Raw genomic sequence first — 20,327 nt, 5'->3', positions numbered from 1 at the left:
CTTCCGCGAGACGTAAGCAACGTGGTAAGCATGTCGGGCGTTGGCGCTGCACGCCATATTCGGGAGGTCACGATGCGGGCGATGTTGATCGCGGGAGTGTGTCTGGTCGGACTGTCGGGCGGGGCGCTCGCGCAGGACCGCGTCGTCGTTCACGGGCCGGGCGCCCGCTACCCGGTGCCGGGAACGACGGTGACGACGCACCAGGCGCCGCCGCCCGTCGTGCATCACGGGCCGGCGCCGGTCGCGCACGCGCCCTATCGGCGGCTGGCGCGCGGGCAGTTCGTGCCGCCCGCCTACAACACGCCGCAACATTACGTGTTCGACTGGGCGAGCTACGGTCTGCCGCAGCCGCCGGTCGGGTATAACTGGGTCCGCTACCACGACGACGCGGTGCTGATCGACGCGCGCGGCACGGTGTTCGACGTCCAGTCGGGCGTGAACTGGACCTACGCGCAGGACCAGTATTACGCCGACGCCGCTCCTTATCCGCCCGCACCCTATCCGCAGGGCAATTTCGACCCGCGCCTCTATCAGCGGCGCGACGACGGGCTGGGCGGCGCCGCGATCGGCGCGGTCGCGGGTGGGGCGCTCGGCGCGGCGGTGGCCGGGCGCGGCGACCGGCTCGGCGGCGCGCTGATCGGCGGCGGCGTGGGCGCGATCACCGGCTACGCCGTCGACCGCGCGGAGGACCGGGGCCGCGTGCCGCCGCCCCCGCCGCCCTACGGCGCGGGCTACCCGCCTCCGCCCCCGCCGGCTTATGGCGGGTATGCGGGCGGCTACGGCGCGCCCACCGTGCAGACCTACACCGTGCCCGCGGGCGGCAGCCAGGTGATCTACGCCGGGCCCGGCGTGACCACCGTCACCGTGACGACGCAGCCTTCGGTGACGACGACCACCACGACGACCGAGTATCACGACGAGGTCGTGACCTACTCCCGCCCGGCGGCGAAGAGGGTATACCGGAGGCCGGTGCACCGGTCGAAGTACAAGACGCGGTGAGGTCGCCCGCCTGATCTGCGATCGCCGTCATGCCGGACTTGACCCGGCATCCACGCGCGTCCGCCATTCACATGCGCACCGATCGCAAACAGGAACGCGCATGGACCCCGGATCAAGTCCGGGGTGACGGAGGAGGGCCTGACGTCTAACGTCGCGCCGGGGTCTGCTCCCGCCCGGCGAAGCTGACCAGGCTCTCGCTCCCGTCCGCGCCCACCGCCGACACGCCGACATAGTGATCGTCGACCGGCACTTGGCGCAGCGTCACCGTGGTCGCGCCCGTCACGTCCTGCGCGTTCGTCCAGTCCTCGCGATCGGTACGCCGCCAGCGGACGCGGTAGCGTCGCGCGCCGGGGACGGGGTTCCACTTGACGACCGTGTCGCGGCTCAGCGCGCCGCCGATCGATGCGTTCTCCGGCGCGCCCGGCGCGGCGGCGACGCGCGCGGCGCTGCGGATGTTGATCGCGGTTACCTTGGCCAGATAGTCGAAATCCATGCCTTCGACTGTGTCGCCATATTCGACGCCGTCCACGGTGCGCAGGTCCTGGTGCTGCCGATCCCAATTCTCGTTCGCCACGCTGAAGCGCACCGCCGGATAGCCTAGCCGCAGGAACGGCTCATGATCGCCGCCGCGGCCGAAGCGGTCGGGCCGGCCGACGCGCACCACGTCGAGCCCGCCGCGAAACTCCTCCGCCTCGCCGTCGATCAGGCGGGCGAGCGCGCGGCTGGGGCCGTCGTCCTCGCCGCCTTCACCGCGGCGGCGCATCTGCTCGACCAGCTCCTCCGACGCGCGGATGCCTTCGGAGAAGACGCGCACCTCACGCGCGTTGCGCACACCGCCCTGGCCGACCGAGTTGCCGACGATGTCGTTGTTGAGCATCGCGCTCACCTGCCAGCCGCGCGCCCGCGCCGTCTCGGCCAGCAGCGTGCCGCCCCACAGGCCCTGCTCCTCGCCGGAGAAGACGGCGTAGACGATGTTGGCGTCGAACTGCCGCTTGGAGAGCGCCCGCGCGGCCTCGAACACCAGCGCCACGCCGCTCGCATTGTCGTTCGCGCCCGGCGCGTCGGACGTGAAGTCCATCTCACCCGTCACGCGGCTGTCGATATGCGCGCCGATGATGACGTAGCGGTTCGGGTCGCGCCCGCGCTGGATGCCGAGCACGTTCTCGACGATCACGCCGTTCGGCGCGCGCGGGCCGGTGAAGCGGCGCGACTGGCGCTCGACGGTGATGCAGCCGCCGCAATCCCGGCTGATCTCCTGGAACCGCGACGCCGCCCAGTTCCGCGCCGCGCCGATCCCGCGCTTGGGGTCGGTCGCGGAGGAAAGCGTGTGGCGCGTACCGAACCCGACCATCGCCTCCACGTCGGCGCGAAGGCGGGCGGTGGACGGCTGGGCGGCGGCCTGGGCGACGAGGAGGAGGATGAGGGACATGGGCGAGGGGAGTGGCGGGTTTCGCGGGCGGGCTCAAGAGCGACGTCGCTTTCACTTGCCGTCATGCCGGACTTGCTCCGGCATCCACGCGCGTCCGTTTATCCGAAAGCGCCTCCGCGAACCGAGGTGTCGCGTATGGACCCCGGCTCAAGGCCGGGGTGACGGGTTGGTGGAATGGTGGCCTTCACCTGTTAGATGGCAGCGGCTACGGCCGCGCCCGCAGCAGGAAAGAGGGACTCGTATGAAGCAGCTGGTCGCGTTCGACCTCGACGGCACGCTCGCGCTGAGCAAGCAGCCGCTCCAGCCCGACATGGGCGAGGCGCTGGCCGACCTGCTCGGCGTGGCGCACGTCGCCGTCATCTCGGGGGGTGACTGGCCGCAGTTCGACAAGCAGGTCGCCTCCCGCTTGCCCGAGCGTGCCGACCGCACGCGGCTGTGGCTGATGCCGACCACCGGCACCAAGCTTTATACGTTCACGCAAGGCGGCGGCTGGTCCCCGGTCTACGCCGAACTCTTCACCGACGAGCAGAAGCGCAAGATCCTGGACGCGTTCGACGCGTCGCTCGAAGCGACCGGCTTCGTGCCCGAGCAGACCTGGGGCGAGCGGATCGAGGACAGGGGCTCACAGATCACCTTCTCCGCATTAGGCCAGCAGGCGCCGCTCGAGGCCAAGGAGCACTGGGACCCCGATTTCGCCAAGCGCAAGGTGATCCAGGCGGACCTGCGCCAGCGCCTGCCCGGCCTGTCGATCAACATGGGCGGAGCGACCTCGATCGACATCACGCAGGAGGGCGTCGACAAGGCGTACGGCCTCAAGAAGCTCCGCGACGCGTCGGGCATCCCGCTCGACGCCATGATGTTCATCGGCGACGCGATCTTCCCGGGCGGCAACGACTATCCGGCGTTCACGCTAGGGCTCGACACGGTCCGCGTGCGCGACCCGCAGGAGACGATCTCCGTGATCAGCGCGATCGTGGCGTGTCAGAAGTAGGAGCTTAGGCCGCCTTCAGCTGCGCCACGAACCGCTCGGTCGCCGCGCGTAGGCGCTGGGCGGTGTCGGTCAGGCCGCTCGCCGCGTCGGAGACTTGGGCAGACAACGTGGCCGTGTCCTCCGCGACGCGCGCGACGGCGGAGATCTCGGCGGCGATCGCGTCCGCGTCGGCCGCGGTGCTCTGCGCCGTCGATTCCAGCGTCGCGGCGGTGTGGCCGTGGCGACGTACCTCTTCGCGGATCGCCTCGGCGGCGTGGCTCAGCTCGCCGATCGTTCTGTTGATCGCCTGGAGCGCCGAGTTCACCTCGCCCGCGCCGCCCGCGACGGTTTCGGCGAGCGCGTGGATCTCGCTGGAGGCGCCCTGGGTCTGGCCGGCCAGGCTCTTCACCTCGCCCGCGACCACCGCGAAGCTGCGGCCGGCCTCGCCGGCATGCGCGGCCTCGATCGTGGCGTTGAGCGCGAGCAGGTTGGTGCGCGACGCGATGTGCCCGATGGAGTTGGCGAAGGTGCCGATCGTGGCGGTGCGCTGCGCGAGCGCGGCGACGACGTCGTGGCTGGAGGCGGAGGCGTCGAGCGCCGCTCCGCTGAGGCGCGCCTGTTCCTCGACGCTGTCGGCGATGGATGCCACGGCGGCGGTGAGCGAGCGGACCTGATCCGCGAGCCGGCCGGCATGCGCCGACGACCTGGACGCGGTGGCCGCGGTGGCCTCGCTGTCGCGCGTCGCGCCGCTGGCGAGCCGGTGGAGCGACCGCGCCGAGTCGTCGAGCTGCTCCGACGCGGACCCGACCGACAGCACGATGTCGGCGACCGACGCCTGGAACGCGTCGGCCAAGGCGAGCATCTCGCACCGACGCTCGTCGGCGGCGTCGCGCTCGACGGTTTCGCGGCGGCTGCGCTCGGCCGCTTCGCGCGACTCGGCCAAGTTGGTGCGAGCGAGCGCGTCCTCGACGGCGCGGCGCGACTCCACCGCTTCGGCGGCGAGCCGCTCGCTGCTCGCCTGCATCTCCGCCTGACGCATGATCAGCTGGCGGAGCTGGCGGGTAACGTAGGCGAGGGCGGCGAACTGTAGGATCACCGCCACCGCGTGCACCATGACGCGCGCGATGTTGCCTGATCCGGCGAACACCCAGGCGGGCGCCGCGAACTCGAGCACGAGATGGTGAACCGCGATCAGGCCGGAGGCGAGCGCAATCGGCCGCCAGTCGCACAGGACCGTCAAGGCGGCGAGCGCGACAAAGAAGTACATGTGCCCGTCCATCTGCCAGGCATGACCCTGGAGCAGGTACACGCCGAGCGCAGGATAGACGGCGGCGATGGTCGCGACGGCGAGGCGCGCGGCCTCGTCGTGGCGGCCCTGGCGCGCGTGGAGGCTGGGGAGGACGTTCACGGCGACCGCGACGCCGAGCACGGTGCCGAGGCCCTCGTGCCCGACCGCCCAGCCGATCAGCGTGAGCGCGAGCGTCGCCGCCCAGCCGCCGATCGCGAGCACGCGCACGCCGTTGCGGCGGAACCGGTCGAGCTCGGACGACCTCATGCGACGCCCTGCGGTTCGCGGCAGCCCGCGGGAGGTGCCGCGAACACCAGCACGCCAGCGCGCAGCATCGGCCGGAGGAGTCGCGCCCGTGTCCCGGCGACGACCATCGAGCCCGGCAGCGGCCCCGATCCGACGAGCCTGGCGTCGCGATCGACCGCCAGAGGCACCAGCGCGCGCGCGGCGTCGCCCGTGGTGGGCACCAGCAGCATTGCGCCTTGCGCCGGCGGACCGGCCAGGAGCAGCGCGGAGCCCAGCACGACGGCCAGCTGAACCGCCAGCGCGGCTCGGGACAGGGACGGGGCGGGCGAAGCCATGCGCCGCGTCTAAGCCGGCGATGGTTATCGGCGCGTAAAGCGGGGCGCGGAAACGTTAATAACTCAGATCAGCTCAGTCGATCGATCTGCTCGACGCTGAGCGAGCCGGGGACGATCACCACGGGCACGGGCAGCGCGCCCGCGTCCGTGCCGGCGAAGTGCGCGATCAGGTCGCCGGGCGCGCCGCTCGCCGCCGCGCCGAGTACGAGCGCGGCGATGTCGGGGTTGCCCCCGATGAGCTCGCGGATGACCCGCGGGCCGTCGCCCTGGCGCACGGTGATGGCGGGCTTCAGCCCCGCCTCCTCAACCAGCGCGCCCGCGGCCTGCGCGACGAGCCCCTCCGCGCCGAGGCGCGCCTCCTCCTCGATCGTCGCCTGGACGCCGCCGAATGCGATGAACTCCTGCTGAGGGACCAGCGCCAGGATCTCCACGCCGCCGCCCGTCTTGACCGCACGCCGTGCGGCGAAGCGGAGGGCGACGCTGGACTCGGGGCTCTCGTCGACCACGACCAAGTAGATGCGCATGGGCCGAAGCGTGGCCCGCCGCGCGCCCACGCGCAAGAGCCGGCGTCTTGACGTTCACCGGGCGCTGGGCTTGTGGGGACGCCGACAGACCTATCCCAAGGACCGCCCATGCCGATCGCGATCAAGATGCCCGCGCTCTCTCCCACGATGGAGGAGGGCACGCTCGCCAAGTGGCTGGTGAAGGAGGGCGACCAGGTGAAGTCGGGCGACATCCTGGCCGAGATCGAGACTGACAAGGCGACGATGGAGTTCGAGGCGGTCGACGAGGGCACGATCACCAAGATCGAGGTGCCGGAAGGCACGGACGGCGTGAAGGTCGGCACCGTCATTGCCATGCTGGCGGGCGAGGGCGAGGACGCGTCCGCCCCCCCGTCCGACCCGGGCCGTGATGCACCGTCCTCGGCCGCGCCGGGCGGCGGCGAGCCCGTCGGCACGCAGCAGAACCAGCCCCAGACGGGCGAGGCCGCCTCGGTCGGCCGCACGCCCGACCAGGCCGAGGATCACGGCCGTCCGCCCGTGACCGGCCCGGCCTCCGCGCCGACGGCCAACCCCGACGAGCGCACCGTCGGCGCTCACCCGACCGTGGCGCAGCCCAGCGCGACCGGCGGTGGCGATCGCGTCAAGGCCAGCCCGCTCGCCCGCCGCGTCGCCGCCGAGCGCGGGATCGAGCTGTCGGGCCTGAGCGGCTCCGGCCCCAACGGCCGCATCGTCCGCGCCGACGTGGAGGGCGCGCAGCCCGGCCAGGCTAAGCCGGCGGCGGCCGCCGCTCCTGCGCCGGTCGAGGCTCCGGCTCCCGCCGCCCCGAGCGCGCCCAAGCCCGCCGCGATTCCGGATATCCCGCACGAGGCCGTCAAGCTCTCCAACGTCCGCAAGACGATCGCGCGCCGCCTGACCGAGTCGAAGCAGACCGTGCCGCACATCTACCTGACGGTGGACGTGAGGCTCGACGCGCTGCTCGGCTTGCGCACGCAGCTCAACGCCAGCCTGGAGGCGCGCGGCGTCAAGCTGTCGGTCAACGACATGCTCGTGAAGGCGCTCGCGGTGGCGCTGATGCAGGTCCCCAAGTGCAACGTCATGTTCACGCCCGACCAGCTGGTCACGTTCAAGCGCGCCGACATCTCGGTCGCGGTCTCGACGCCGTCGGGTCTGATCACGCCGGTGGTGAAGGAGGCGGACTCCAAGTCGCTCTCCGCCATCGCGACGGAGATCAAAGAGCTCGCCGCCCGCGCCCGCGACAATAAGCTGAAGCCCGAAGAGTATCAGGGCGGCACCGCGTCGATCAGCAACATGGGCATGTACGGCATCAAGCAGTTCGACGCCGTCATCAATCCGCCCCAGGGCATGATCCTGGCCGTAGGTGCTGGCGAGAAGCGCCCCTGGGTGATGGACGACGGCAGCCTCGGCGTGGCGACGATCATGTCGGCGACGGGCAGCTTCGACCACCGTGCGATCGACGGCGCGGATGGCGCGGAGTTCATGCGCGCGTTCAAGGCGCTGGTCGAGAACCCGCTGGGCATGCTGGCGTGATTTCCGCTAGTCTACCACTCTCGTCACCCCGGACTTGTTCCGGGGTCCATCGTCGTGCGCGCGCTACTGTTGGCCGCGTATGCACGAACAGCCGGTCCCGGCCCACGAACGGATCACCCGGACAGCGATGGACCCCGGAACGGGGCTCCCAGCAAAGTACTACTTTGCTGGGGTCCCATGTCCGGGGTGACGGGGAAGCGGTGCTGCGCCCGTGACCCGCACCCGAACCGAGCTCTTCTTCATGGCCTCAGGGTTGCTCGTCGCGTACCTCCTCACGCGGGTGTGCGCCTGGAGCTATCCGCTCGGCGCGCACGTCGTCTGGTGGTGCGGCGCCGCGGCGATGGTCGCGACCGTGCTGATGGGCCTGGGCCCGCTCCGCCGCGCGTGGCGCGCCGATATGGCGGACGCATGAGCGACACCCCGCCCGCGCGCGCGCCGACGATCCGCGTCACCGCCATGCCCGCGGACTCGAACCCGTACGGCGACATATTCGGCGGCTGGCTGATGGGTCAGATGGACCTCGCCGCGGGCTCCGTCGCGTCGCGCCACTGCGGCGGCCGCGCGGTGACCATCGCGGTGGAGGCGATGAAGTTCCACCGCCCCGTGTTCGTCGGCGACGAGCTGTCGGTCTACGCCACGCTGATCAGGACGGGGAACACGTCCATGACGATCGAGGTCGAGGCGTGGCGACGCGCCCGCCACTCCGACGACTGCTACCGCGTGACCCAGGCCAGCTTCACCTTCGTCGCGCTCGGCGACGACCGCCAGCCGAGGCGGGTGCCGGGGATGCCCGTTGAGTCCGAAACGTGAGAAGTGTATCTACAAGTGACACTTCGGGAGCGTGTCGATGAAGATGGGGATTAAGGAGTTTCGGGAGCGCCTCGGCGAGGTCGCGCGCGGCGGCGAGCCGGTTCAGCTTACCGACCGCGGGCGGGTGATCGGCACCTACACGCCGCTGCCTCGAATGAGCGACGAGCAGCGTCGGCGAAGTCTGGAGGCGCTAGAAGACCTGCGACGCGTTCAAGAGGATCTGCGCGCCGCGGGCGTGGACACCGAGAAGTGGCTGGCCGAAATGGGCTTGGATCCTTGGGGCGTGCCGCTTCCGGCCCATGATCGTTGATGCGAACCCAATCATCTCTGCGTGCCTCGGTCGCTCACGCCCTCTGTTCACCGCATTGCTCGGCGCCGGGATCGATCTGTTCGCCCCCGAGCAGCAGATGCGTGAGGCGGAACTGATCGTCGCTCGCGAGGGTCGGTCGCGCGGTCAGGATTTGACTAGATTGTTCGGCTGGGTTGGTCAGGCGCTCTCGATCGTGCCCAATGACATCTACTCGGTTTTCGAGGGTGCCGCTCGCGAACGCCTACAGCCGGCAGGTCAGAAGGACTGGCCGCTTCTGGCATTGGCGCTCGCCACCAATGACGACGTCTGGAGCAATGACGTCGACCTGTTCGGTACCGGGATTCCGGTCTGGAATACGCACAACATCCGCCGAACGGTGTTGCGATCGGCGCAACTGGGAACTGAGCATGCCTGACACCTTCGACCTCATCGTCCTCGGCTCCGGTCCCGGCGGCTATGTCGCCGCGATCCGGGCGGCGCAGTTGGGGCTCAAGACCGCGATCGTCGAGCGTGAGCGGCTGGGGGGCATCTGCCTCAACTGGGGCTGCATCCCGACCAAGGCGCTGCTGCGCACGTCGGAGATCTACCACTACATGACCCACGCCGACGCTTATGGGCTGTCGCTGGAGAAGCCGAGCTTCGACCTCGGCAAGGTTGTCGAGCGCAGCCGCAAGGTGGCGGGGACGCTCAACGCCGGCGTGAAAGGCCTGATGAAGAAGAACAAGGTCCAGGTCTATGACGGCGTAGGCTCACTGATGGGCAAGGGCAAGCTCCAGGTCCGCCAGGGCGACAAGACGACCGATCTCGAAGCGAAGAACATCATCGTCGCCACCGGCGCCCGCGCGCGCGACCTGCCGTTCGCGACGAGCGACGGCAAGCGCATCTGGACCTATCGCCACGCCATGACGCCCGAGGTCATGCCGACCGAGCTGCTGGTCATCGGCTCGGGCGCGATCGGGGTCGAGTTCGCGAGCTTCTACAGCGACATGGGCGCCAAGGTCACGATCGTCGAGATGCTGCCGCGCATCCTCCCCGTCGAGGACGAGGAGGTCAGCGCCTTCATGGAGAAGCAGCTGACCAAGGCCGGCATCACCATCCGTACCGGCGCGGGCCTCGAGGCCATGACCGCCGACGAGAAGGGCGTCACCGCCAAGATCAAGGGCAAGGACGGCAAAGTCGAGGAGCAACGCTTCTCCCACGCCATCGTCGCGATCGGCATCGTGCCCAATACGGAAGAGATCGGGCTGGAGGAGCTCGGCGTCGAGACCGAGCGCGGGCACATCAAGACCGACGCGTACGGCCGCACCAACGTGGAGGGGATCTGGGCGATCGGCGACGTCACCGGCGCGCCCTGGCTCGCACACAAGGCGAGCCACGAGGGCATCGTCGCGGTCGAGGCGATGGCCGGCGGCCACCCGCACCCGATGAACACCGCCAACATCCCCGGCTGCACCTACTCCCGCCCGCAGGTCGCGAGCGTCGGCATGACGGAGGCCAAGGCCAAGGAGGCCGGCTTCGAGGTCAAAGTCGGCAAGTTCCCCTTCATCGGCAACGGCAAGGCGATCGCGCTGGGCGAGGCGGAGGGCTTCGTGAAGACGGTGTTCGACGCCAAGACGGGCGAGCTACTCGGCGCGCACATGGTCGGCGCCGAGGTGACGGAGCTAATTCAGGGCTATGTCATCGCGCGCCAGCTGGAGTCGACGGAGGCGGAGCTGATGGAGACGATCTTCCCGCATCCGACGATCTCGGAGACGATGCACGAGAGCGTGCTGGGCGCGTACGGCCGGGCGCTGCATATCTAGGCTGCGGCAGGCGAGTACGGCGCAGCCGTAATCGCCGGCTCGGCCGCAGCCCGGCCGGCGGGCGTATGCGCCCGTCCGACGACGCGGGACTTGCTCCCGCGTCAGGCGCCCCATCGTCACCCCGGACTTGTTCCGGGGTCCATCGCTCGACGCGTGCACCGTCGGCGAGCGTGAAGCGGTCGCCGGTCCGTTCCCGGCTAACGGATTACCCGCACAACGATGGACCCCGGAACAAGTCCGGGGTGACGGGAACGGAGGCGAAAAAGGGCTGTCCTACAAGCGGTGGCCTATGCCAGCACCGTCGGCATGCTTCCTATACTGCATCGACATCCGACTCGGAACGTCCGGCCCGCTCCGGGTCCGACGCGCCGCCGACGCGCGTCCGTCGCCTCTGGGTCGCGACCCAGAGGCTTCGCCGTCGCGCGAGTGTCGCGTCGGCGTCGCGCCCGTGTCGCGTCGCAGCCGCGTGGCCGTCGCCTGGACGGCGTGTCGCGGTGCGCCGCCCTCCTCGGGGGAAACGTTCACGCGTAAACGTCCGTCAACTTGTTCAGGTTCGCTCTCATGCCCGCCGCGACCTCGCCCGCCGAAACTTCGCCCATCGCCGACGTCGCGCTGGTCCGCTCGCTCCTCGTCGAGGCCGCCCGGGCGGGCGAGAGCGTCAGCTACTCGCGCTTCCTCAACCAGCTGGGCCTGCCTTTCTCCCGGCCCAAGATGCGCGCGCTTTGCCGCACGCTCGACCGCATCGACCAGGAGGGCGAGCTGCGCGGCGAGCCGGGGCTGGCGGTGCTCGTCGTGCGCGACTCGGATGGCCTACCGGGGCAGGGCTGGTGGGCCGGCTGGCGCGCGGAGGAGCTGGGCTGGGGCGGCGACTGGACGGGCCCGGCAGCGCGGGCGTTCGTCGAGGAGCACCAACGGGCGGCGTTTGACTGGTGGCGCGATCGGTAATGTGTACTGCTGCTCCACATCGCACTTCCCCGGCGAGCCGAAGGCGGGCGTTAGCCCAACGCCGAGGTCCAGTGACGGTGCGGGTTGCAAGCCGGGGACCCACGCCCGAAGGTAGCCGTAACTGGGCCCCGGCCTCCGCCGGGGAAGGGGAGAAGGAATGAAATTTAAACTCTTGCTGGCCTGCGCCGCTGCTCTCGCTGCCGCGCCCGCTTACGCCAAGACCAGCGTCGTCACCGCCGCACGCATGCTCGACGTGGAGAGCGGGCGCATGCTCGAGCGCCCGGTGGTCGTCGTCACCGATGGCCGCATCACCTCCGTGACGACCGGCGGCGCGACCGCGCCCGCGGCGCCGGCCGACGCCGAGCGGATCGACTTGGGCGACGTGACGATCCTGCCCGGGCTGATCGACATGCACGTCCACCTGACGAGCAACCCCAAATACGGCGGCTATACCGGCCTGCGTTTCACCGACACCTTCTGGGTCGCGCAGGGCGCGGGCAACGCGGCCCGGACTCTCCGCGCCGGCTTCACCACCGTGCGCAACGTCGGATCGGACGGCTACGCCGATGTCGGTCTCAAGCAGGCGATCGAGGAGGGGTGGATCGAGGGGCCGCGTATCGTCCCGTCCGCCCACGCGCTGGGCGCAACGGGCGGACATTGCGACGAGACCTACCTGCCGCCCTCGTTCGACCGGAAATCGCCGGCGATGGGCGACTCGCCCGAGGAGCTGCGCAAGCGGGTGCGCGAGCAGCGGAAGTACGGCGCCGAGGTGATCAAGGTCTGCGCCACGGGCGGCGTGTTCAGCCGCAACACCGCGCCGGGCGTTCAGCAGCTGCGCGAGGAGGAGCTGCGCGCCGTCGCGGAGGAGGCGGAGTTCTGGCGGCTGCCCACCGCCGCGCACGCGCACGGCGCCGACGGCATCAAGGCGGCGATCCGCGCCGGCATCGACACGATCGAGCATGTCAGCTTCATCGACGCCGAGGGGATCGCGCTCGCCAAGCAGCGCGGGACCTATCTTGGTTTCGACGTCTACAACACCGACTACACGCTGGCCGAGGGCGAGAAGAACGGCGTGCTCCCGGAGAATATCGAGAAGGAGCGTCAGGTCGGCACGCAGCAGCGCGAGAACTTCCGCGCCGCCGCTCGGGCCGGGGCGAGGATGATCTACTCGACCGACGCGGGCATCTACCCGCACGGCGACAACGCCCGGCAGTTCGCGGTGATGGTGCGCTTCGGCCTGCAGCCGATGGACGCGATCCGATCGGCCACGATCAACGCCGCCCGCGCGATGGCGCGCGAGGGCGATGTCGGCTCGATCGCGGTCGGCCGCTACGGCGACATGGTGGCGGTCGCGGGCGACCCGACGCGCGACGTCGCCGTGCTCGAGCGCCCCGTCGCGGTGATCAAGGGCGGAGAGCGCGTGCGCTGAGCCGCAGCGCGCCCCGCCGCGGCGTCAGCCGTAATAGCGCTCGTACGGGTCGGCCCGGCACTGGTCCGGATCCCAGGCGCCGGCGCAGCTATTGTACTCGGCCTCGTACTGGGCCTGCTGCTCGGCCGTCAGCGAACCTTCCGACGCGGGCTGCTCGGGCGGCGGGGGCGGCGGGTTGAGCAGGAACAGCAGCGTAGCGACGACGTCTCCGAACATAAGCGTCTCCTTGGCCGAGCTCGCGCGGTGTGAGCGCGTCGAAGATATGTAGGCTCATCCGAGAAGGATGCGGGTCGAAAAGTCGAGGAGGACCGGATGATCGCGAACGCCGTCGCTTCGCCCTTCGCGCAACTCTGAAGCCGTTTCCGCCGTTGGCCGCCCCGAGAGGAGAAGCGCATGGCCGACGACGACCACGACAAGACCTATCGCGACTTCAAGGAAGCGGTGAACATGACGCCCGCCGCGCTGGAGAAGCATCTCGAGACGGAGGAGAGCAAGGAGGTCGGCTGGAAGGGCGAGGACGGGAAGGGCGACGGCGAGAGCATCGGGCATCACCAAGGCCGGCGCATCGTCGAGATGCTGGGCAAGAAGAGGTCGGACCTGACCGACGACGATTATCACGAAATGAAACGCGTCGTCAGCTACGTCCACCGCCACATGGCGCAGGGCGGGCCGGCCGAGGACAAGGAACACTCCCGCTGGCGCTACTCGCTCATGAATTGGGGGCACGACCCGATGAAGGGCTAGCGTCAGGCCGCCGCGGCGTCGTTCCACCGGCGCTGGTTGGCGAGGTTCCGCGCTTCATCGACTGGGAGAGGGCGGCCGAAGTAATAGCCCTGGACCTTCGAGCAGCCGAGCTCCTGCACCATCTGGTGCTCGGCCTCGGTCTCCACGCCCTCGGCGGTGGTCGCCATGCCGAGGCTCTTGGCGAGCGCCACGACCGCGCGGATGATCGCGATCGCCTCGCGCACGCCCTTGCTTGCGCCCTGGACGAAGCTCCTGTCGATCTTGATCGAGCTGAACCGCGTACGTGATAGGTAGCCGAGCGACGAGTAGCCGGTGCCGAAGTCGTCGAGGCTCAAGCGCACGCCGAGATCGAGGATGCGTTCCAGCACGCGCACCGCGCCCGTGCCTTCACGCATGAACACGCTCTCCGTCACCTCCAACTCGAGCCGGTCGGCGGTCAGCCCGCTGTTCGCCAGCGCGGACGCCACGACCGCGACGAAGTTGGGATCATGGAGCTGGTCCGGCGAAACGTTCACCGCGACCCGCACGTCCGACGGCCAATTCGCCGCCTCGCGGCACGCGGTCCGGAGCACCCATTCTCCGATCGGCGCGATCAGCCGCGCTTCCTCCGCCAGCGGCACGAACTTGGCGGGCGAGATCGGGCCGTATTCTGGGTGGACCCAGCGGAGCAGCGCCTCGAAGCCAGTGAGCTTGGTCGAGGTCGCGTCGACGACGGGCTGGTAGGCCAGGTGCATCTGCCCCTGCTCGACCGCGGTGCGGAGCGCGACTTCCAGCCGGCGGCGCTCCTCGGCCTCAACGTGCAGCTGGGGCTCGTAGATGTGGAACTTGCCGCCGCCCGCGTCTTTTGACCGATATAGCGCGAGGTCCGCGGAGCGAATCAGCATCTCCGCCGTGCGCCCGTCGCGCGGCCCAAAGGCGAGGCCGACGCTGGCGCCGATATAGAGCGTGTGCTGGTCGACCTCATAGGACCGGGAGAGCGACTCGATGATCCGCTGGGCGAGGCGGTGGACCTTCTCGGGGTCGGCCGCGTCGCGCACGACCACCGCGAACTCGTCGCCGCCCAAACGGCCGCAGAGTTCGTTCTCGCCCATAAGCTGGGCCAGGCGCTCCGACACGCGGGAGAGCAGCCGGTCGCCGACCGGGTGGCCGAGCGTGTCGTTCACCGCCTTGAACCGGTCGAGGTCGATCATCATGAACGCGCAGCGACCGCTCCACTTCTCCGCCTCCAGCATGGCGCGGGCGAGCGTCTCGTTGACCATGAGGCGGTTGGGCAAGCCGGTGAGCGTGTCGTAGCGCGCCATACGGTTGATCTTGTCGGCGGACGCGCGCTGCTCGGTCACGTCGGAGCCGACACCGCGAAAGCCGCAGAACGCGCCGCGCTCGTCATAGCGCGGGCTGGCGGCGATCTCCCACCAGCGCTCCTCGCCCTCGACGTGAACGGGGAGGCGCAGGTCGCGGAACGACTCGCGGCCCTTCATCTTCTCCGCAAGATCGCGAAGGCCCGCGGCGAAGTTGCCCGACTCCCAGCTCGGCCCCGCCAGAACCTCGAGGAACGCCTTGCCGTTGATGGAGACGGGGTCGAGGCCGCACGCGAAGGCGAAGCGCGGAGAGGCCTTGATGATGCGGCGGGCGGCGTCGGTCTCCCACAGCCAGTCCGCGCCGGTGTCCTCGAACTCGCGCAGCAGGAGGCTCACTGTCTCGTCGCGCTCGGCGAGTGCGATCTGGCCGGCGCGGATCAGCACCAGCGCGCGGGCGCGCGTGACGCAGCCGAGCATGAGCAGGCTGGTGAACAGCAAGGTCGCGCCGCTCGCAGGATAAGCGCCTGCCAGCGCCAGCTTGCCCGCCGCGACACCGCCTACGCCGCCCAGGAACAGAATGGACGATAGTGCCAGCGGCGCCAGAGCGACGGCGACCGCGGTCATCAGCACCGACAGGACCATCCACACCACGAAAGCGCCGCCTGTGCCGACGCCCGCGAACAGGGTGGGCGGCACCGACCAGACGGCGGCTAGGGCGATCCCCTCGAGCGCGGTGCCGCGCAGTTCACTCAGCGCGGCGTGGCTGCCGTCCCGATGCTCCGTACGCCTACGCCGGATCGCGACCGCGATCGCGACGGCGGCGGTCGCCACGCCCCAGCCGCCGAGCAGCCACATTGGCAGGGATTTGGCGAACAGCATCACCATGACAGTCGCGGCGAGCAGGTTGGCGCCGAGGAGGAACAACGCGAACTGGCGCCCCGCCTGGAGCTGGAAGGAGCGGATTCGCCCCCATTCGGCCGGGTCCGTACCCTCGCGCAGGCCTACAAGCGTGCGGAAGTCGACCGAAACGGGGCCGGCGGCGATAGGCTCTGCGGTACTCACCCGCCCGGCTTAGCAACGGCTGGTTAGCGGTTCGTTTGCGACGGAGGGATTGGAAGGAAAATTGTCGGCCGGAAGATGGGTCGTCCGCCGTGGTGAGTCCTAGCCTTGGCTGGGCAAGGCTAGGCTGCCCGCACCTACGCCGCCCGCAGCTCGTACGGCTTGATCTCACCCGCCAGATACAAGTTCCGCGCCTTGGTCCGGCTGAGCTTGCCCGAGCTGGTCCGCGGCAGGGTGCGCGGCGGGATCAGCTCGATCACGCAATTCATGCCGGTCACCGCGCGGACGCGCTCGCGGATCGTGTCGTGCAGCCGCGCGCGCTCCGCCTCGTCGGAGCTGCGGCATTGGACGAGCACCGCCGGCGTCTCCTCGCCGCCGGGCGTAGTGATCGCGAAGGCGGCGATGTCGCCCGCCTTGAAGCCGGGCAGCTGCTCCACTGCCCACTCGATGTCCTGCGGCCAGTGGTTCTTGCCGTTGACGATGATCATGTCCTTGGCGCGGCCGACGATGTAGATGTAGCCGTCCGACATGTAACCCATGTCGCCGGTGTCGAGCCAATTGTCGCGCATGCACGCGGCGGTCGCGTCGGGGTCGCGGAAATAGCCGACCATCACCGACGGACCCGAGCACCAAACCTTGCCGATCGCGCGGTCGGGCAGGGGAGCGCCATTCTCGTTGCGGATCTCGACGGCCATGTCGCGCACGGGCTTCCCGCAATTGACGATGGCGCGATAGCGCTGCGGGCGCTCGTTGTCGTTCGCGCTACCGTCATGGCCCGACAGTTCGGTTTCCTCGACCAGCTCGACGCGGATGCCCTCGCCCGGCGGCATGATCGTCACGGCGAGCGTTGCCTCCGCGAGGCCGTACGAGGGCAGGAAGGCGGACGCCTTGAATCCCGCATCGGCGAAGGCGTCGACGAACGCCTGCATCACGTCGGGCCGGATCATGTCCGCACCGTTGCCCGCGATGCGCCAGCGCGACAGGTCGAACCGGTCGGACGCGCGCGTCTGCGACGACATGCGTCGCGCGCAGATGTCGTAACCGAAGGTGGGCGAGTAGGAGATGGAGTTGCCGTCATTGCGCGTGATCAGGTCGAGCCAGGCGAGCGGACGCCGCGCAAAATCCTCCGTCTTCAGGTAATCGACCGACACTTGGTTGGCGATCGGCGACAGGAAGCAGCCGACCAGCCCCATGTCGTGGTACCAGGGCAGCCAAGAGATGCAGCGATCCTCCGGCACCAGCTCCATGCCGTACCCGTGCGCGGCGAGGTTATTGAGCAGCGCGCGGTGTGTGATCGCGACGCCGTGCGGGAAGCGCGTCGAGCCGCTGGAGTACTGCAAATAGGCGATCGCATCGGGGCTCGCGTCCGGCAGCGGCACGTCCGGCGCCTCGCGGGTCGCCAGCTCAGACCAGTCCACGCCTTCCGTCCCCACCAGGCGCGCGGCTTCGCCGGCCATATGCGCGAGCTCGGGCGGAAAGATCAGCATCGATGGATCGCAACTCGCGAGCTGGACGCGCAGCTGCTCGATATAGCTTTCCTTGCCGCCGAACGAGGTCGGCAGCGGCAGCGGCACGGGCCAGGCACCCGCATACACGACGGCGAAGAAGAGGTGCGCGAACTCCGGCCCCGTCTCCGCGATCAGGGCGATGCGGTCTTCCGGCTTGACGCCCGCCGCGATCAGCCGGCGCGCGGCGACAAGCGCGTCCTCGCGAAGTTCCGCATACGAGTAAGGGCGCGACAGCTGCCCGCGCGCGTCGTGGAAGTTGAGGCCGCGCTCACCGGTCGCGGCATAATCCAGCGCCTCGCCCAGCGTGGCGAAATCGGCCATGCGGCGGGGCAGAGCATCGGTGGTGGGCGTAGGCTGGAGGGCGGTCGCGCCGCTGAAGCGCTGCTCGATCGTCATGCCTCTGAACGTCCTGTCGTCGCGAGTAAGGGGCGGGGAAGGCACGAGAACCGCCTTCATTACCGCACCGTTTCGCAATCGGCTCCCACTATGGCACAAACATGGCGCATGCCGAGCACCGCCCCCAAGCAACGCCGTCCCGCCCCGCCCCTGACGGGAGAGAAGATGGAGCGGCTCGCGCTCCGTTACGTCGAGCGGTTCGCTACGACGCGTGGGCGTTTGGCGGACTATCTCCGGCGCAAGATCCGCGAGCGCGGTTGGGAGGGAGCGCCCGCCGACCCGGATGCGCTCGCGGAACGCCTGGCGGGCCTCGGCTATATCGACGACCGCGCCTTCGCGGAAGCGCGCGCGACGGCCATGGCGCGGCGGGGGCTCGGCGCACGGCGCGTGCAGGACGCGCTACGTCACGCGCGGGTCGGCGCGGAGGACACGGAGGCGCTCGCGCCCGAGATCGAGGAGCGAGGGCCCGAAGCAGCGCTCGCCTTCGCCCGGCGGAAGCGGTTCGGTCCGTTCGCGGCCGAACGCGCGGACCGCGAGCGTATGGGCAAGCAACTGGCCGCCATGGCGCGCGCGGGACATGGCTACGAACTGTCGCGCCGCATCCTCGAACTGCCGCCGGGCGCGGAGATCGAGCCGGAAGAGCTGCTCTAGATTACGAAAACGCTGGACTCCGCAGCGCCACAAGGGGCGTTGCGGCCCGGACGCACTGTGGCTAGCAAGGCGTGGGGGAACCAACCGGATGCGCGACCTGACCTCTGACGCCAGCGAGCAGCCCGCCGTCCCCGACGGCGGGCCCGCGCTGGTGCGCGCGGCGGGCGTGGTGAAGTGGTTCGACGTGACGCGCGGCTTCGGTTTCGCGGTCGCCGACGACCCGACGGTCGGCGACATCCTGGTCCATTTCTCCGTCCTGCAACCGCACGGGCGGCGCAGCTTGCCCGAGGGCGCGCGCATCGACGCGCTGATCGTCCGACGCGAGCGCGGCTTCCAAGCCCGCGAGATCGTCTCGCTCGACCTCTCGGGCGCGGTGGAGGAGCAGCCGCGGCCCAAGCCCGCCGGCGACCGCATCGATCCGACCACGCTGATCGACTCGGCCGGGCCGTTCGAGCCCATGGCGGTGAAGTGGTTCAACCGGCTGAAGGGGTACGGCTTCCTGGTTCGAGCAAGCGACGGCGCGGACGTCTTTGTTCACATGGAGACGCTGCGCCGCGCGGGTATCCTCACCGTTGAGCCCGAGCAACCGATACGCGCGCGTGTCGTCGAGGGCCGCAAGGGGCCGCTCGCCGTGGTGGTGGAAGACGGGCATTGATCCGACACGGGCTGCTCGCGTTGGCGGTGCTGGGTATGTCGGCCTGCGGCGGGGCGGACGGCTCGGAGCGCGAGGCCGAAGCGGCGACGGTACCGGTCACGGTGGCGGGTTCGGGCGGCACGCACCGTTTCACCGTCGAGCTGGCGGACACGGCGGCGGAGCAGGAGCGGGGGCTGATGTACCGCACCGACCTGAAACCCGACGGCGGGATGCTGTTCGCGCCTTACCCGCCCGACGGCGGACCTCCGCGCGAGGCGAGCTTCTGGATGCGCAACACGCCGAGCCCGCTCGACATCATCTTCATTCGTGCCGACGGTACGATCGCGCGCATTGCGGAGAACACCGTGCCGTTCTCCGAAGCGCCTGTGCCCTCGGGGGAGCCGGTCGCGGCGGTGCTGGAGATACCGGGCGGCCGCGCGGCGGAGCTGGGCATCGCCGAGGGCGACCGCGTCGATTGGCCGAGCCGGCGCTGACGCGGCATTGAAGCCGCCCCCGGTAGCGGGTAAGCGCAACGCCCATGGGTATTTTAGCGTCGATCGGTAATGCGCTCGCTCCCGTCTTCACCTGGTGGAACGGCGCGACGCTGGGCACGCATTTGGGGCTGCGCGGCAAAAGGCGCGTGGGCGAGGACGATCTCGGCAACGTCTATTACGAGGGCGGTCGCAGCGTGGACGGCACGCCGCAGCGCTGGGTCATTTACAAGGGTTCCAACGACGCAAGCCGCGTGCCGCCCGAATGGTTCAGCTGGCTCCACAAGCAGCTGGACGACGTACCCGACCGCTCGATGCCGCAGCCGCGCGCCTGGCAGAAGCCCATGGTCCCGAACATGACGGGCACGCCGCTCGCCTATCGCCCGCACGGCGCGCTGGAGAAGGGCGGGCAGCGCCCGGCCTCCGCCGGCGACTATGAAGCGTGGACGCCCGAGGGATGAACAGGCGTATGGTCGCCGCGGGCGTGGCCGCGGCGGCGGTGATAGGGGCGGGGGGCTGGTACGGCTATCAGCAGCTCCGCGAGCGGCCCGAGACGGTCGCGGTGCAGGAGGTGCCGGAAGACTCGGTCGAGGCGGGCGAGGTCACGGGCGATGTCGAGACGGTCGACGTCGCCGAGGCGCAGCCCGTTGACCACGGCTCCACGCCCATGGGGCAGCGGGTAGCGGTGCTGGGACTTCTCAATAAGCGCAACGGCGTCGCGCAGGACCTGACGCTCCGGCCCGGCCAAGCGGTACGCCTGGGCGACACGATCGTGCGCCTGCGCGCCTGCGAGCGGACCGCGCCTTGGGAGCCGGAGCAGCTGACGGGCGCGTTCGTGCAGTTCGGCGTGCGCGAGGCCGATAATCGGTGGCGGCGCGCCTTTTCCGGCTGGCTCTATAAGGAACGGCCGGCGCTCAACGTCGTGCAGCACC

22 protein-coding genes and 1 pseudogene are annotated in these 20,327 nt (G+C 70.0%); 16 read left to right on the top strand and 7 right to left on the bottom strand.

The genetic code is table 11. The annotated features are described in order from the left end of the window. Positions 1-72: 72 nt before the first annotated feature. Positions 73-999, top strand: coding sequence for an RcnB family protein (locus CKY28_RS05110; protein WP_245841607.1), 927 nt, complete (start codon positions 73-75; stop codon positions 997-999). A 145-nt stretch (positions 1,000-1,144) separates the two neighbouring features. On the opposite strand, the gene CKY28_RS05105 is transcribed toward CKY28_RS05110, so the two are convergent. Then, the gene (locus tag CKY28_RS05105) at positions 1,145-2,428 is read right to left on the bottom strand and encodes a M20/M25/M40 family metallo-hydrolase (protein ID WP_095997252.1); all 1,284 of its coding nucleotides are present in this window, start codon (positions 2,426-2,428) and stop codon (positions 1,145-1,147) included. A 241-nt stretch (positions 2,429-2,669) separates the two neighbouring features. Between CKY28_RS05105 and CKY28_RS05100 the strand changes: the two genes are divergently transcribed. Then, complete coding sequence (locus tag CKY28_RS05100; protein ID WP_095997251.1) at positions 2,670-3,419, top strand: HAD-IIB family hydrolase; 750 nt, start codon at positions 2,670-2,672, stop codon at positions 3,417-3,419. A gap of 4 nt (positions 3,420-3,423) precedes the next feature. Here the strand turns inward: CKY28_RS05100 and CKY28_RS05095 are convergent, their stop codons facing one another. From CKY28_RS05095 to CKY28_RS05085, 3 genes are all read right to left on the bottom strand, one after another. Beyond that, positions 3,424-4,953, bottom strand: coding sequence for a methyl-accepting chemotaxis protein (locus CKY28_RS05095; RefSeq protein ID WP_095997250.1), 1,530 nt, complete (start codon positions 4,951-4,953; stop codon positions 3,424-3,426). Then, positions 4,950-5,267, bottom strand: a complete 318-nt coding sequence (locus CKY28_RS05090) for a hypothetical protein (RefSeq protein ID WP_095997249.1) — start codon at positions 5,265-5,267, stop codon at positions 4,950-4,952. Before CKY28_RS05090 ends, CKY28_RS05095 begins: the two co-directional genes overlap by 4 nt. A gap of 68 nt (positions 5,268-5,335) precedes the next feature. Next, complete coding sequence (locus CKY28_RS05085) at positions 5,336-5,791, bottom strand: universal stress protein (protein WP_095997248.1); 456 nt, start codon at positions 5,789-5,791, stop codon at positions 5,336-5,338. A gap of 108 nt (positions 5,792-5,899) precedes the next feature. Here CKY28_RS05085 and CKY28_RS05080 point away from each other — a divergent pair, with 108 nt between their 5' ends. The 8 genes from CKY28_RS05080 (at position 5,900) to CKY28_RS05045 (ending at position 12,614) form a co-directional block, all read left to right on the top strand. Then, complete coding sequence (locus tag CKY28_RS05080) at positions 5,900-7,318, top strand: pyruvate dehydrogenase complex dihydrolipoamide acetyltransferase (RefSeq protein ID WP_095997247.1); 1,419 nt, start codon at positions 5,900-5,902, stop codon at positions 7,316-7,318. A gap of 211 nt (positions 7,319-7,529) precedes the next feature. Beyond that, positions 7,530-7,730, top strand: a complete 201-nt coding sequence (locus CKY28_RS05075; protein ID WP_095997246.1) for a hypothetical protein — start codon at positions 7,530-7,532, stop codon at positions 7,728-7,730. Continuing rightward, on the top strand, positions 7,727-8,128 hold the full coding sequence (locus CKY28_RS05070) for an acyl-CoA thioesterase (RefSeq protein ID WP_095997245.1): 402 nt from the start codon (positions 7,727-7,729) through the stop codon (positions 8,126-8,128). Before CKY28_RS05075 ends, CKY28_RS05070 begins: the two co-directional genes overlap by 4 nt. A 31-nt stretch (positions 8,129-8,159) precedes the next feature. Continuing rightward, positions 8,160-8,438 carry a hypothetical protein gene (locus CKY28_RS05065; protein WP_141243849.1) on the top strand — a complete coding sequence of 93 codons (279 nt, stop codon included), beginning with the start codon at positions 8,160-8,162 and terminating at the stop codon, positions 8,436-8,438. Next, on the top strand, positions 8,428-8,853 hold the full coding sequence (locus CKY28_RS05060) for a PIN domain-containing protein (protein ID WP_095997243.1): 426 nt from the start codon (positions 8,428-8,430) through the stop codon (positions 8,851-8,853). The genes CKY28_RS05065 and CKY28_RS05060 overlap by 11 nt, the downstream gene beginning before the upstream one ends. Next, complete coding sequence (lpdA, locus tag CKY28_RS05055; RefSeq protein ID WP_095997242.1) at positions 8,846-10,240, top strand: dihydrolipoyl dehydrogenase; 1,395 nt, start codon at positions 8,846-8,848, stop codon at positions 10,238-10,240. Before CKY28_RS05060 ends, lpdA begins: the two co-directional genes overlap by 8 nt. A 543-nt stretch (positions 10,241-10,783) precedes the next feature. Next, on the top strand, positions 10,784-11,185 hold the full coding sequence (locus CKY28_RS05050) for a ribose-phosphate pyrophosphokinase (protein ID WP_342747136.1): 402 nt from the start codon (positions 10,784-10,786) through the stop codon (positions 11,183-11,185). A 157-nt stretch (positions 11,186-11,342) separates the two neighbouring features. Next, positions 11,343-12,614: a Xaa-Pro dipeptidase gene (locus tag CKY28_RS05045; RefSeq protein WP_095997240.1), complete on the top strand. Its 1,272-nt coding sequence runs from the start codon at positions 11,343-11,345 to the stop codon at positions 12,612-12,614. Between the two features lie 24 nt (positions 12,615-12,638). Here CKY28_RS05045 and CKY28_RS05040 read toward each other — a convergent pair whose 3' ends face one another. Further along, entirely contained in the window at positions 12,639-12,830 is a 192-nt protein-coding gene (locus CKY28_RS05040; RefSeq protein ID WP_095997239.1) for a hypothetical protein, read from the bottom strand. Between the two features lie 177 nt (positions 12,831-13,007). Here CKY28_RS05040 and CKY28_RS05035 point away from each other — a divergent pair, with 177 nt between their 5' ends. Beyond that, positions 13,008-13,358 carry a DUF3140 domain-containing protein gene (locus CKY28_RS05035; protein ID WP_095997238.1) on the top strand — a complete coding sequence of 117 codons (351 nt, stop codon included), beginning with the start codon at positions 13,008-13,010 and terminating at the stop codon, positions 13,356-13,358. A 2-nt stretch (positions 13,359-13,360) separates the two neighbouring features. On the opposite strand, the gene CKY28_RS05030 is transcribed toward CKY28_RS05035, so the two are convergent. Next, complete coding sequence (locus CKY28_RS05030) at positions 13,361-15,718, bottom strand: putative bifunctional diguanylate cyclase/phosphodiesterase (protein ID WP_095997237.1); 2,358 nt, start codon at positions 15,716-15,718, stop codon at positions 13,361-13,363. 134 nt (positions 15,719-15,852) lie between these two features. Then, positions 15,853-17,619 (bottom strand): fatty acyl-AMP ligase, encoded by a 1,767-nt coding sequence (locus CKY28_RS05025; protein WP_095997236.1) that lies wholly within the window; start codon positions 17,617-17,619, stop codon positions 15,853-15,855. Between the two features lie 108 nt (positions 17,620-17,727). Here CKY28_RS05025 and CKY28_RS05020 point away from each other — a divergent pair, with 108 nt between their 5' ends. From CKY28_RS05020 to CKY28_RS19310, 5 genes and pseudogenes are all read left to right on the top strand, one after another. Beyond that, positions 17,728-18,270, top strand: coding sequence for a regulatory protein RecX (locus CKY28_RS05020; protein WP_245841605.1), 543 nt, complete (start codon positions 17,728-17,730; stop codon positions 18,268-18,270). An 88-nt stretch (positions 18,271-18,358) separates the two neighbouring features. After that, entirely contained in the window at positions 18,359-18,925 is a 567-nt protein-coding gene (locus CKY28_RS05015) for a cold-shock protein (protein ID WP_095997234.1), read from the top strand. Between the two features lie 35 nt (positions 18,926-18,960). Continuing rightward, the gene (locus tag CKY28_RS05010) at positions 18,961-19,398 is read left to right on the top strand and encodes a DUF192 domain-containing protein (RefSeq protein WP_095997233.1); all 438 of its coding nucleotides are present in this window, start codon (positions 18,961-18,963) and stop codon (positions 19,396-19,398) included. Between the two features lie 44 nt (positions 19,399-19,442). Next, the gene (locus CKY28_RS05005) at positions 19,443-19,856 is read left to right on the top strand and encodes an NADH:ubiquinone oxidoreductase subunit NDUFA12 (RefSeq protein WP_176472959.1); all 414 of its coding nucleotides are present in this window, start codon (positions 19,443-19,445) and stop codon (positions 19,854-19,856) included. Continuing rightward, positions 19,853-20,296, top strand: a pseudogene (locus CKY28_RS19310) (DUF2155 domain-containing protein); the annotation flags it as partial. The gene CKY28_RS05005 and the pseudogene CKY28_RS19310, both read left to right, overlap by 4 nt. Positions 20,297-20,327 lie beyond the last annotated feature (31 nt).

It is taken from the genome of Sphingomonas lenta, assembly GCF_002288825.1.
Classification (GTDB): domain Bacteria; phylum Pseudomonadota; class Alphaproteobacteria; order Sphingomonadales; family Sphingomonadaceae; genus Sphingomonas; species Sphingomonas lenta.
The sequence above is the reverse complement of the archived record's forward strand: the minus strand, read 5'-3'. Positions and strand labels throughout refer to the sequence as shown.

Excerpts from the sequence above, each read along its gene's own strand:
- CKY28_RS05110 (WP_245841607.1), top strand. The coding sequence starts at position 73 with ATGCGGGCGATGTTGATCGCGGGAGTGTGTCTGGTCGGACTGTCGGGC.
- CKY28_RS05105 (WP_095997252.1), bottom strand. The coding sequence starts at position 2,428 with ATGTCCCTCATCCTCCTCCTCGTCGCCCAGGCCGCCGCCCAGCCGTCC.
- CKY28_RS05100 (WP_095997251.1), top strand. The coding sequence starts at position 2,670 with ATGAAGCAGCTGGTCGCGTTCGACCTCGACGGCACGCTCGCGCTGAGC.
- CKY28_RS05095 (WP_095997250.1), bottom strand. The coding sequence starts at position 4,953 with ATGAGGTCGTCCGAGCTCGACCGGTTCCGCCGCAACGGCGTGCGCGTG.
- CKY28_RS05090 (WP_095997249.1), bottom strand. The coding sequence starts at position 5,267 with ATGGCTTCGCCCGCCCCGTCCCTGTCCCGAGCCGCGCTGGCGGTTCAG.
- CKY28_RS05085 (WP_095997248.1), bottom strand. The coding sequence starts at position 5,791 with ATGCGCATCTACTTGGTCGTGGTCGACGAGAGCCCCGAGTCCAGCGTC.
- CKY28_RS05080 (WP_095997247.1), top strand. The coding sequence starts at position 5,900 with ATGCCGATCGCGATCAAGATGCCCGCGCTCTCTCCCACGATGGAGGAG.
- CKY28_RS05070 (WP_095997245.1), top strand. The coding sequence starts at position 7,727 with ATGAGCGACACCCCGCCCGCGCGCGCGCCGACGATCCGCGTCACCGCC.
- CKY28_RS05060 (WP_095997243.1), top strand. The coding sequence starts at position 8,428 with ATGATCGTTGATGCGAACCCAATCATCTCTGCGTGCCTCGGTCGCTCA.
- lpdA (WP_095997242.1), top strand. The coding sequence starts at position 8,846 with ATGCCTGACACCTTCGACCTCATCGTCCTCGGCTCCGGTCCCGGCGGC.
- CKY28_RS05045 (WP_095997240.1), top strand. The coding sequence starts at position 11,343 with ATGAAATTTAAACTCTTGCTGGCCTGCGCCGCTGCTCTCGCTGCCGCG.
- CKY28_RS05040 (WP_095997239.1), bottom strand. The coding sequence starts at position 12,830 with ATGTTCGGAGACGTCGTCGCTACGCTGCTGTTCCTGCTCAACCCGCCG.
- CKY28_RS05035 (WP_095997238.1), top strand. The coding sequence starts at position 13,008 with ATGGCCGACGACGACCACGACAAGACCTATCGCGACTTCAAGGAAGCG.
- CKY28_RS05025 (WP_095997236.1), bottom strand. The coding sequence starts at position 17,619 with ATGACGATCGAGCAGCGCTTCAGCGGCGCGACCGCCCTCCAGCCTACG.
- CKY28_RS05020 (WP_245841605.1), top strand. The coding sequence starts at position 17,728 with ATGCCGAGCACCGCCCCCAAGCAACGCCGTCCCGCCCCGCCCCTGACG.
- CKY28_RS05015 (WP_095997234.1), top strand. The coding sequence starts at position 18,359 with ATGCGCGACCTGACCTCTGACGCCAGCGAGCAGCCCGCCGTCCCCGAC.
- CKY28_RS05010 (WP_095997233.1), top strand. The coding sequence starts at position 18,961 with ATGTCGGCCTGCGGCGGGGCGGACGGCTCGGAGCGCGAGGCCGAAGCG.
- CKY28_RS05005 (WP_176472959.1), top strand. The coding sequence starts at position 19,443 with ATGGGTATTTTAGCGTCGATCGGTAATGCGCTCGCTCCCGTCTTCACC.